This window comes from Bradyrhizobium sp., from assembly GCF_019244115.1.
Classification (GTDB): Bacteria; Pseudomonadota; Alphaproteobacteria; order Rhizobiales; family Xanthobacteraceae; genus Bradyrhizobium.
Genome location: NZ_JAFATE010000730.1, coordinates 1 through 10,157, shown reverse-complemented (window position 1 = coordinate 10,157; position 10,157 = coordinate 1). Strand labels below are relative to the sequence as shown.

The window sequence follows — 10,157 nt, the reverse complement described above, 5'->3', positions numbered from 1 at the left end:
GTCAATCCTTGGCGGCCGTTGACGTCGATCGAACGATTGGCCTGCGTGGCCGTGGTCGTGCTGCTCGCGGCGCTGCCGCTCCTCGGCGGCAACTACGCGCTGTCCGTCGGCGCGGAGATCGCGATCTTCGTGATCTTCGCGGCCAGCCTGCATTTCTTGATGGCGGTCGGCGGGCTCGCCTCGTTCGGCCACGCCGCCTATTTCGGGCTTGGCGCCTATGGCGTCGCGCTGCTCGGCAAGATGGCGGGACTGCCGATGATCGCCTGTCTCCTGCTCGGACCGCTGCTCGGCGCGCTCGGAGCCGCAATGTTCGGCTTCTTCGCCGTACAGCTTTCGGGTGTCTACTTTGCGATGCTGACGCTCGCGTTTGCGCAGATCGTCTGGTCGATCGCGTTCCAGTGGGTCGAGGTCACCGGCGGCGACAACGGCATTTTGGGCGTGTGGCCGGAGAAATGGGCCGCGAGCCCGTCGCATTTCTACTGGCTGTCGCTCGCCATCGCCGCGCTCGCGGTCGTTGCGCTGCGCATCGCCGTGTTCTCGCCCTTCGGCTATGCACTGCGCGCCACGCGCGATTCACCGCTGCGCAGCGAGGCGATCGGCATCGACGGCAAGCGCATTCAATGGACCGCCTTTGTGATTGCCGGCACCTTCGGCGGTCTCGCCGGCGCGCTGTTCGCCTATCTGAAGGGCAGCGTGTTCCCGGACAACCTTGGCATTTCGCTCTCTGTCGACGCCCTGGTGATGGTGCTGCTCGGCGGCGTCGAGACGGTGTCAGGCGCGGTGGTCGGCGCCATCGTCTACAAGGCGCTCTCGATCTGGCTGGTCAGCCAGACCGACTGGTCAAAGCTCGTGCTCGGCGCGTTCATCATCGTGGTGGTGGTCGCCTTTCCCAGGGGCATCGTCGGCACGCTGGAAACATTTTTGCCCAGGAGGTCGCCCGATCAGGGCAGCCAGGCCATTCTCACCTCGCATGCCGAGACTGCCGAATGAGCGCTTCGCCAAAATTGCTGTCGGTCGAAGCCTTGAGCAAATCCTATGGCGGCGTCCATGCCGTGCGCGGCGTCTCGTTCCAGCTTGCGGCCGGCGAGATCTTGGCGCTGATCGGCCCGAACGGCGCTGGCAAGAGCACCTGTTTTGACATGCTCAACGGACAGAATACCCCGGACAGCGGCCGCATCATGCTGCTCGGTGAGGAGACGACCGGCCACAAACCGCGCGCGATCTGGCGGCTGGGCGTCGGGCGCACGTTCCAGATCACCGCGACCTTCCCGACCATGACGGTGCGCGAGAACGTGCAGGTCGCGCTGATCTCGCATGCCAAAAACCTGTTTAACCTCTGGGGCTCGACGTCCCGTTTCGCGCCGGCCGAAGCCGACCGCCTGCTCGGCCTTGTCGGCATGGGCGCGTATGCGGAGCGGCCGTGCGGCGAGCTGGCTTATGGGGATCTCAAGCGGCTGGAGCTTGCGGTTGCGCTCGCCAACCAGCCAAAATTGCTGCTGATGGACGAGCCGACCGCCGGCATGGCGCCGCGCGAGCGTGTCGAGCTGATGCGCCTGACGGCGAGAATCGCGCGGGAGCGCTCGATCGGCGTGCTGTTCACCGAGCACGATATGGATGTGGTGTTCGAGCATGCCGACCGCGTCCTCGTGCTCAACCGCGGCAGCCTGATCGCCGAGGGCACGCCGGAACAGGTGCGGGCCAACGCGGATGTGCGCGCGATCTATCTCGGCGAGGGCCTGCTCTACGATGCCCGCCACCGCGAAGGGGCCGGTGCATGAAGCTCAGCGTCGCCAACCTCAACAGCCATTATGGCCCCGCGCACATCCTGTTCGATATCGGCCTCGAGGTCGCAGACGGCGAGGTGGTCGCGCTGCTCGGGCGCAACGGCGCCGGCAAGTCGACGACCTTCCGCGCGATCGTCGGCCTCGTCGAGCAGCGCTCCGGCACGATCGTGTTCGAGGGTTTTGACGTCTCGCGTGCGCCGACCCATGAGATCGTGCGGCGCGGCCTCGGCTACGTGCCGGAAGAGCGGCGCATCTTCACCGAGCTGACGGTCGAGGAAAATCTTGAGGTCGGCCGCCAGTCCGTCAGGCCGAACGCGCCGCAGTGGACGCGCGAAAAGCTGTTTGCGCTGTTTCCGAACCTCGCCGAGCTGCGCCACCGGCCGGGCGGCCGCATGAGCGGCGGCGAGCAGCAGATGCTGACGATCGCGCGCACCTTGATGGGAAACCCGTCGCTGGTGCTGCTGGACGAGCCGTCGGAGGGCCTGGCGCCAAAGATCGTCGAGCAGATGGTGGCCGCGATCCAGACCATGAAGAAGGAAGGCGTGAGCATCGTGCTCTCGGAGCAGAATCTGCATTTCGCAAAACTGATCTCGGACCGCGCCTACATCATCGAGCGCGGCCGGATCTGCTTTTCCGGCACCATGGCCGAACTCGATGCGCGTCCGGACATCCGTGACGCGCATCTGTCGATCTGACCGGGACAGGGAGGCGGGGACAGCAATGGCCGGAAGAGTGTTGGCAAAGCGGAACGTCAAGCCGTTGCGGCCGTCCTATATCCTGGACGAGCAGATCGGCTTCATCCTGCGCCAGGTCTGGCAGCGTCACACCACGATCTTTGCACGCGATATCGGGATCAACCTGACGCCGACGCAGTGGGCTGCGGTGGCAAAGCTCGCTGAGGCCGGGCCGTGCTCGCAGAACCAGCTCGGCCGCTTGACCGCGATGGATGTCGCGACCATCAAGGGCGTAATCGACCGGCTCACCGCGCGAGGGTTGACGGAAACCAGTCCCGATCCGGAAGACGGCCGCCGCCTGCTGGTCAGCCTGACCCGCGCCGGCCAGCAGCTCGCGGAAAAAGCCGCGCCGAACGCGCTCGCTATCTCGAAGGAGACCCTGGCCCCGCTCGACACCAAGGAGCGCGAGATGCTGCTCGCCCTGCTGCACAGGCTGAGGTGATCTCGTCGATTGTTCTGTGGTGCCCGCCTCACGCCGTCATTGCGAGCGCAGCGAAGCAATCCATCTCTCCGCTTGTTGAGGCATGGATTGCTTCGGCGCTATAGCGCCTCGCAATGACGGCGAAAACCGAGATTCCGTGCTCGCGCGCCCCCGGCATGACCGGTGCCGCTGGCGTCACCGCTCTACCGGCGCGGGGCGGAGCCTTGCGAGGTCGTCGAGCGACAGCTTCGCTTCCCGATCCGACAATTCGTAGCGCACGATCACGTCCTGGCGGCCAAGCTGGCCCCACAGTCCGTCCGCTGACCATTTTTGCGGTTCGGGGCCGCGCGGCCCTTCGATCCAGACAAAGTACCACAGCGCAGACATGCCTCTCCATAGCATGCCCGACCGTGGTAGGCACACTTCGTTTGGCTCACCTGGGCTTCATCATTTCACGACGATCTCCGGCACCTTCGTCGCGGGCGGGGTGTTGCGGCTGCGCTGCGTGCGCACCAGGCCGTCGATGATGGTCATGCCGACGCCGGGCAGGTCGCCGAGCCGCACACTGTCGAGCAGCGTGTTGCCCGGCGAATGCTGCGCCTTGTCCATGATGACGAAATCCGCGGCACGGCCGACTTCGATCAGGCCGCAATCGAGCGCCCGCATCCGCGCGGTGTTGCCGGTGGCGAAGCAGAACGCGATTTCGGCCGGCACTTCGCCGAGGGATGACAGCATGGAAATCATGCGCAGGATGCCGAGCGGCTGCACGCCGGAGCCGGCCGGCGCGTCGGTGCCAAGGATGATGCGGGAGAGGTCGCCCATCTCCCGTGCCGTGTGCAGCGTGAACAGCGCCGAGCGCTCATTGCCGTTGTGCACGAGCTCCAGCCCGCGCTTGCAGCCCTCGCAGATGCAGCGGATCTGGTCGTCGGGCAAAGCGGTATGGCCGCCATTGATATGGCCGACCACGTCGGTGTCGGCTTCCAGCACCACGTCCTTGTCGATCAACCCGGAGCCGGGGATCGAGGGCCCGCCGGTATGGATCGTGCTCTGGATGCCGTATTTGCGCGCCCAGGAAACCATCTTGCGCGCGGTCGGGCCGTCCTTGACGCCGCCGAGGCCCACTTCGCCGAGCAGTTTGACGCCGGCTGCGGCGAGCTCCTTGAAATCATCCTCGACCATCTCGCATTCGATCACGGGCGCGCCGGCATGCACCTTCACGCCGCCGGGTCTCAGCGTCCAGAACGCGCGCTGTGCAAAGATCGCCATCGCCTTCAGCCCGACGACATCGCGCGGCCGGCCAGGCATGTGCACTTCGCCGGCCGAGATCATGGTGGTGACGCCGCCATGCAGGTAGGAATCGATCCAGTTGATCTGGCTCTGCCGCGGCGTCCAATCGCCGGCGACCGGATGCACGTGGCTGTCGATCAGGCCGGGCGCGACCGTGGTGGCGTGGGCATCGATGATGGTCGTTGCGCCCTCGGTGTCGACGTCCTTGAAGCGGCCGATGCCGATGATCTTGCCGTTCTCGGCAACGATGGTGTCGGCATCCAGGATCGGCTTCTCCATCGCGCCGGAGAGCAGAAGCCCGATATTGCGGATCACCAGCTTCGAGGGGCCCGTGGCCTGCGGAGCGTCATGCGCCATCGAAAATCCTCTCGCCTATCGTCGTCCGGTTCGTGGCAACCTTGCTCCCGCCATGGCGGCCGGATCAAGCGCGTTGTTCGTTTGTGTACGAACAGACTGCGTCAACGGGGCTAGGCTTGCAAGCCGATTTCACAGGCGGCCGCACAGCCGATCGCCGCGATACGGCGAGCCGACCCAGGTCGTGGTCGAGAAAGCGTTCGCGTGGCGGCAGGGCGTCGCTTCGCCTGTGATCCCCGGGACACGCTCGCAGCGATCGTCGGGATCGGCTGATCAACAACGCGTGTGACGGGCCGATCCGGCCGGCTCCGTTTCTTGACAGACAAGAGGTGAGCCGTTTCCCTTGCGTCTCCATTTCCGGGCGGCGGGCACATGCATGGCGAAGCTCTCGTGACAAGTCGGCGCGACCTGCTTTCGCTGATCGGCGCGATGGCCGGCAGCGCCGCGATGTACCACGCGATGACCAGCCTCGGCTTCGCCTCGGAATCTCCCTACAAGGGGCCGATCAGGCTCGACGGCGATCCGAAAGGCGCCTCCGTTCTGGTCCTGGGCGCCGGCCTCGCCGGCATGACGGCAGCGCTCGAGCTGCGCAAGGCCGGCTACAAGGTCGAGATCCTCGAATACAACGGCCGTGCCGGCGGTCGTAACTGGACCTTGCGCGGCGGCGACTCCTTCACCGAGCTCGGCGGCTTCAGACAAACTTGCGAATTCGAGTCTGGGCTCTACGTCAATCCGGGCCCCTGGCGCATTCCCTATCACCATCGCGCCTTGCTCGACTATTGCAAGCGCTTCAATGTCGCGCTCGAACCCTTCATTCAGCTCAACCACAATGCATTCCTGCATGCCAGCAGGGCGTTCGGCGGCGCGCCGCAGCGCATCCGCAGCGTCAAGGCGGATTTCCAGGGCCAGATCGCCGAGCTGCTGGCGAAAGTGGCCATGCAGAGCCGGCTCGACGCGGCCGTGACGAAGGAGGATCAGGAGCTTCTCCTGCAGGCGCTGCGATCGTGGGGCGCGCTCGACCGCGACTACGGCTACAACGCCAACCTCATCTCGGCCGAATTTCGCGGCTATGCCAGGGATCCCGGCGGCGGAATCGGCGCCGAAGGTGCGCCCGGCAAGCCGGTCGGGCTCACCGACATTCTGAGGTCGCGGCTGTGGCGGTACCTGCAGAGTTTTGCGCACTACAATTTCCAGACCACGATGTTCCAGCCGGTCGGCGGCATGGACATGATCGGCAAGGCTTTTGCCCGCGAGCTCGGCGGCCCCATCCGCTTCAATGCCCGCGTCACGCAGATCAAACAGGACGATCGCGGCGTCACCGTCAATTATGTCGATGCGGCGAGGCCCGGAGAGCAGCGTCAGGCGAGTGCCGATTGGTGCGTCTGCACCATTCCGTTGTCTGTTCTCAGCCAATTGCCGCTCGACGTGAGCGCGAAGATGAAGTCCGCGATCGACGCGGTGCCCTATGCCGCCTCGGTCAAGATCGGCCTGCAGTTCAAGCGCCGCTTCTGGGAGGAGGACGAGGCGATCTATGGCGGCATCAGCTACACGGATCTGCCGATCCGACAGATCGCCTATCCCAACAGCGGCTTCAATCGGACAGGCAAGGGTGTGCTGCTCGGCGCTTACCTCTACAACGGCGCCAATGCGTTCGAGTTCACGGCGATGCCGCCGGCCGAACGGGTCGCGCGCGCGGTGGAGTTCGGCGCCGCGATCCACCCGCAATACAAGGAGGAGTTCGAGAACGGCGTCGCGGTGGCCTGGCACCGGGTGCCGTTCACGCTGGGCTGCAGCGGCGACTGGTCGGAGGAGGCGCGCGCCGCGCATTATGACGATCTGTGCCAGATCGACGGACGCATCGTGCTGGCGGGCGAGCATGCCTCGCAATTGCCGGCGTGGCAGGAAGGCGCCATTCTGTCGGCGCTCGATGCCGTGGTGCGGCTGCACGAACGCGTCGTGAGGACGTGAGCCGATGAGCGCATGCCGACAGGACAGGCTGCATTGGCGGTTGATCGTTGCGATTTCGCTCGCGCTGCTGCCGGTGGCGGCCGGAAGCCAGAACGGTGCGTTCTCGCCAGGCGAGCGCACCTTCTCCTCGGGCTACCGGTTTGTCGAGATGAGCGGGGAAGAGCTGTTCGTCAATGTCTGCCAGGGCTGCCATATGGGCGATGGAGCAGGTGCGGTGGGTGCCGGGGCCTATCCCTCGCTTGCCGCCGACGCCAATCTCGAGGCCGGCGGATATCCGGTCTATCTCGTCCTGCGCGGCAGGCGTGGCATGCCGCCCTTCGCCGACATGATGAGCGACGACCAGGTCGCCGCCGTCGTGAACTATCTTCGCACGCATTTCGGCAACAATTTTCAGGACATGGTGACGGCGAAGGACGTCAGGGACGCGCGGCAGTGAGTGACTCTTGAAACGAAGAAGCCGCACGGCAGGGTGGACAAAGCGACCTGTCCGCCGAAGCTCTAAGAGCGAAGGCGGAAGCGTGCCTACCGCCTCGTGCTGCGAGGCCAGTGTGGTGCGCACGGCGCAAGGGCGCCTTTGCCCACCCTACACACTCTTTTATTAGCTGATGAAGTGCTCGCCGGCAGCGCCTAGGCGGATGCGACGGTTTTCGATGGGAGCGGTCGCACGTCAGCAGCGCGCGCCACCGGAGTTCTCCCATCACGATGGCCGGGGATACCGAGGTATGATTGCGTCAACCTTTAATTAACCCTAAGCACCCAGCCTCGGATGGCGCGAGGGCAGGGCCTTTTTTGAAGGTCAGCAATAACTTGCCCTGACGACTGTTTTCTTGATCTTTAATCCTTGGGCGACGGGCCATGCCCGTGGGGGCTCTATGGAGCAACGACATGTCTTCGCATGAGTTGCAATACGCAGAAAATCTGCTTTCGGCATTCGCATTGACGATTGGTGGCGTGCTGGCGATCGGCTTGCCGATGGCGCTGGTGATCGTTTGGATTTGTTCCTGACCGTTGCAGCGCGTCGCCGGATCGCAGCGAAGCAGCTTCAGGCCGCGCTTGTCGCGGCCTTTGCGCGTGCGGTGATCGCGTCCCAGCGGCCGGCGGCGATGTCGGCGGCCGGCGCGAGCCATGAGCCGCCGACGGCAACCACGTTCGGTTCGGCGAGCCAGGTGCGAAAATTCTTTTCGTTGATGCCGCCGGTCGGACAGAAGCGGGTGGACGGGAAGGGACCGCCGAGCGCGCGCAAGGCTGCGATGCCGCCGGCGTTCTCTGCGGGAAAGAATTTTAGCACCGAAAAGCCGCTGACGACCGCGGCCATCACATCGCTCGCGGTGGCAACGCCGGGAATATAGGGAAAATCGCCACGAGCGGCGGCGTCCAGCAGTTCGGGCGTGGCGCCCGGCGACAGCGCATAGCGTGCGCCCATCGCCTTGGCATCGGCGAGGTTTTGCGGTGTCAGCACGGTGCCGATGCCGACCGACATGTCCGGCACCTTTGCGACGACAGCGCGCGCGGCGTCCACCGCGGCCGGTGTCCGCAGCGCAATCTCGATGGTTGCGATGCCGCCCTTCAGCAGCGCCTCCGCCAGCGGAACAGCGTCATCAGCGCGTTCGATGGTGATCACCGGAATGACCGGTGAGGTCTTGACGATCTGCATCAGGCTGTCGTCACGGGCGCTCATTCGAATGACCCTTCTGTTGTCACCTCGCGCATGACCAGCGCTCGAACGCCGGCATTGCGCCGCGGGGAATGATCGCGCCGGGATAGCGCACAACGGTGCCGGCGAGGCGGTGGCCGGCGCGGGCCGCATCCGGCGGCGGCGCGCCGCCTGTTCGCGCCCAGAGATAGGCGGCGGCAAAACTGTCGCCGGCCGCTGTGGTATCGACGACATCTGCGATGCTATCGGCAGGAACGTGGACCATAGTCCCATCGCAGACGAGCTGGCAGCCGGGCGTCTGTTCCTTGAGCACAAGCTCGGGGATGCCGCCAAACGGCACCAGCGCGTCGCGCGCGGGCTGTTCGAACAGCATCTCCAGATCTTCTGTCGAGCACAGCGCGATGTCGGCGCGCGCCAAGGCCTCGCCAAAGGCGCGCCGCGCGAGGTCGCGGTCGGGCCAGCCGCGCGGACGGAAGTTTGTGTCGAAGGCAAGCCGCGCGCCGCCCGCTTTGGCGCGGTCGAGGCCTGTGAAGAACGTAGCGCGACCGTCCTCGCCATAGAGCGAGAGCGTGATTCCGGAAAAATAGATCAGATCGTAGGAGGCGAGCGCATCGAGAAGCGCTGGCGTTTGCGCAATCCGGAACAGGTCGCGCGCCGGCGCGCTGTCGCGCCAGTAGGAGAAGCGGCGCTCGCCGTTCGCATCGGTCTGGATCAGATAGAGCCCGGGCATGCGGCCCGGCAGACGCAGCACGCGATCAGCGCCGACGCCCTCGGCACGCCAGGCGGCCAGCATTTCTTCGCTCCAGGCGTCGTCGCCGAGCGCAGTGAGGTAGTCGACGCTCCCACCAAGGCGGGCGAGATAGACCGCCGTATTGAGCGTATCGCCGCCGAAGCCGCGCGCCAAAAGGCCGTCGGCGCGCTCGACCAGCTCCACCATGCATTCGCCGATGCAAGCAATGCGCGTCAATGTCCGGTCTCGATCAGGTCCGGGTGGCGGATAGCAAGATCGTCGGCAATGCGCAACACCTCGGACAGATGCGTGCGGATGGCCTTTTCGGCCTGATTGGGGTCGCCATCCAGCACGGCTTTCAGGATCGCGCGGTGCTGGGCGATCAGCACGTCCACCGGCGTGACCTGCGGCAGGCTCAGGATGCGGACCCGGTCGAACTGCACCTTTTCGCGCTCGATGATCGACCAGACGCCGCCGAGCGAGGTCGCCTCGGCGAAGGCGCGATGAAACTCGTCATCGGCGGAGGTGAAGCGCTCGGGATCATCGCGGGCCTCGAGCTGGGCGGCAATCGCCGTCTCGCAGCCTCGAAGTGCTGACTTGGACAACCTGGCCTCCGCCGCGCGGCGGATGATGACGACCTCCAGCGCTTCCCGCACCAGCCGCGCCTGCTCCATGGCCGCCAGCGAGATGCGGCTGACAAAGCTGCCGCGCTGCGGCCGTACGTCGATCAGGCCCTCCTCGGCGAGCCGGATCAGGGCCTCGCGCACCGGCGCACGCGAGGTTTCGAAGCGCGCGGCAAGCTCGTTTTCCGACAGCCGCGTGCCCGGCTTCAGCCGCAACGTAACGATATCCTGCCGCAGCACGCGATAGATCGATCGATCTTGTTGTTCGCTACCTTGCAGCAGAGGGCGGTGGGCGGTCATCTCAAAGGAAGCCGATCGAAATCCATGGGATCAATGTAATCAGCAGCAGCGCAACGAGAAGAGCCAAAAGGTGCGGCCAGACCGACTTGATGGCGACATCAGGCGAGACCCGGCCGATCGCGCAGGCCAGATAAAAGCCGACGCCGAACGGCGGCGTGAACAGGCCGAACCCCATCGCGAACACCGCGATCATCGCATAATGCACCGTGTTCACGCCCATCTGCGCCGCGATCGGAAACAGCAGCGGGCCGAACAGCACGATCGCCGGCACGCCCTCCAGTACGCTGCCGAGGACGATGAAG

The 10,157-nt window shown here is 65.5% G+C and carries 12 protein-coding genes; 6 read left to right on the top strand and 6 right to left on the bottom strand.

Annotated elements, in window-relative coordinates:
- From JOZ76_RS31550 to JOZ76_RS31535, 4 genes are all read left to right on the top strand, one after another.
- On the top strand, positions 1-990 hold a 990-nt coding region (locus JOZ76_RS31550; RefSeq protein WP_291705305.1), incomplete at its 5' end, for a branched-chain amino acid ABC transporter permease.
- Positions 987-1,778: an ABC transporter ATP-binding protein gene (locus tag JOZ76_RS31545; protein ID WP_291705304.1), complete on the top strand. Its 792-nt coding sequence runs from the start codon at positions 987-989 to the stop codon at positions 1,776-1,778. The genes JOZ76_RS31550 and JOZ76_RS31545, both read left to right, overlap by 4 nt.
- Positions 1,775-2,479, top strand: coding sequence for an ABC transporter ATP-binding protein (locus JOZ76_RS31540; protein WP_291705303.1), 705 nt, complete (start codon positions 1,775-1,777; stop codon positions 2,477-2,479). The genes JOZ76_RS31545 and JOZ76_RS31540 overlap by 4 nt, the downstream gene beginning before the upstream one ends.
- A 25-nt stretch (positions 2,480-2,504) precedes the next feature.
- The gene (locus JOZ76_RS31535; protein ID WP_291705302.1) at positions 2,505-2,960 is read left to right on the top strand and encodes a MarR family winged helix-turn-helix transcriptional regulator; all 456 of its coding nucleotides are present in this window, start codon (positions 2,505-2,507) and stop codon (positions 2,958-2,960) included.
- Positions 2,961-3,134: 174 nt separating this feature from the next.
- Here JOZ76_RS31535 and JOZ76_RS31530 read toward each other — a convergent pair whose 3' ends face one another.
- Together JOZ76_RS31530 and JOZ76_RS31525 are read right to left on the bottom strand one after the other, a co-directional pair.
- A complete protein-coding gene (locus JOZ76_RS31530) occupies positions 3,135-3,326 on the bottom strand; it encodes a hypothetical protein (RefSeq protein ID WP_291705301.1) in 192 nt (63 codons plus the stop codon).
- Positions 3,327-3,386: 60 nt separating this feature from the next.
- On the bottom strand, positions 3,387-4,583 hold the full coding sequence (locus JOZ76_RS31525) for an amidohydrolase family protein (RefSeq protein ID WP_291705300.1): 1,197 nt from the start codon (positions 4,581-4,583) through the stop codon (positions 3,387-3,389).
- A gap of 426 nt (positions 4,584-5,009) precedes the next feature.
- On the opposite strand from JOZ76_RS31525, the gene JOZ76_RS31520 reads away from it, so the two are divergent.
- Together JOZ76_RS31520 and JOZ76_RS31515 are read left to right on the top strand one after the other, a co-directional pair.
- Positions 5,010-6,548, top strand: a complete 1,539-nt coding sequence (locus JOZ76_RS31520) for a flavin monoamine oxidase family protein (protein ID WP_441300136.1) — start codon at positions 5,010-5,012, stop codon at positions 6,546-6,548.
- Positions 6,549-6,552: 4 nt separating this feature from the next.
- A complete protein-coding gene (locus tag JOZ76_RS31515) occupies positions 6,553-6,984 on the top strand; it encodes a c-type cytochrome (RefSeq protein WP_291705298.1) in 432 nt (143 codons plus the stop codon).
- A gap of 606 nt (positions 6,985-7,590) precedes the next feature.
- Here the strand turns inward: JOZ76_RS31515 and eda are convergent.
- From eda to JOZ76_RS31495, 4 genes are all read right to left on the bottom strand, one after another.
- Positions 7,591-8,226 (bottom strand): bifunctional 4-hydroxy-2-oxoglutarate aldolase/2-dehydro-3-deoxy-phosphogluconate aldolase, encoded by a 636-nt coding sequence (eda, locus tag JOZ76_RS31510; protein WP_291705297.1) that lies wholly within the window; start codon positions 8,224-8,226, stop codon positions 7,591-7,593.
- A 19-nt stretch (positions 8,227-8,245) separates the two neighbouring features.
- Positions 8,246-9,169: a sugar kinase gene (locus JOZ76_RS31505; RefSeq protein ID WP_291705296.1), complete on the bottom strand. Its 924-nt coding sequence runs from the start codon at positions 9,167-9,169 to the stop codon at positions 8,246-8,248.
- A complete protein-coding gene (locus JOZ76_RS31500) occupies positions 9,166-9,855 on the bottom strand; it encodes a GntR family transcriptional regulator (RefSeq protein WP_291705295.1) in 690 nt (229 codons plus the stop codon). The genes JOZ76_RS31505 and JOZ76_RS31500 overlap by 4 nt, the downstream gene beginning before the upstream one ends.
- 1 nt (position 9,856) lies before the next feature.
- On the bottom strand, positions 9,857-10,157 hold a 301-nt coding region (locus JOZ76_RS31495), incomplete at its 5' end, for a TRAP transporter large permease subunit (RefSeq protein WP_291705294.1).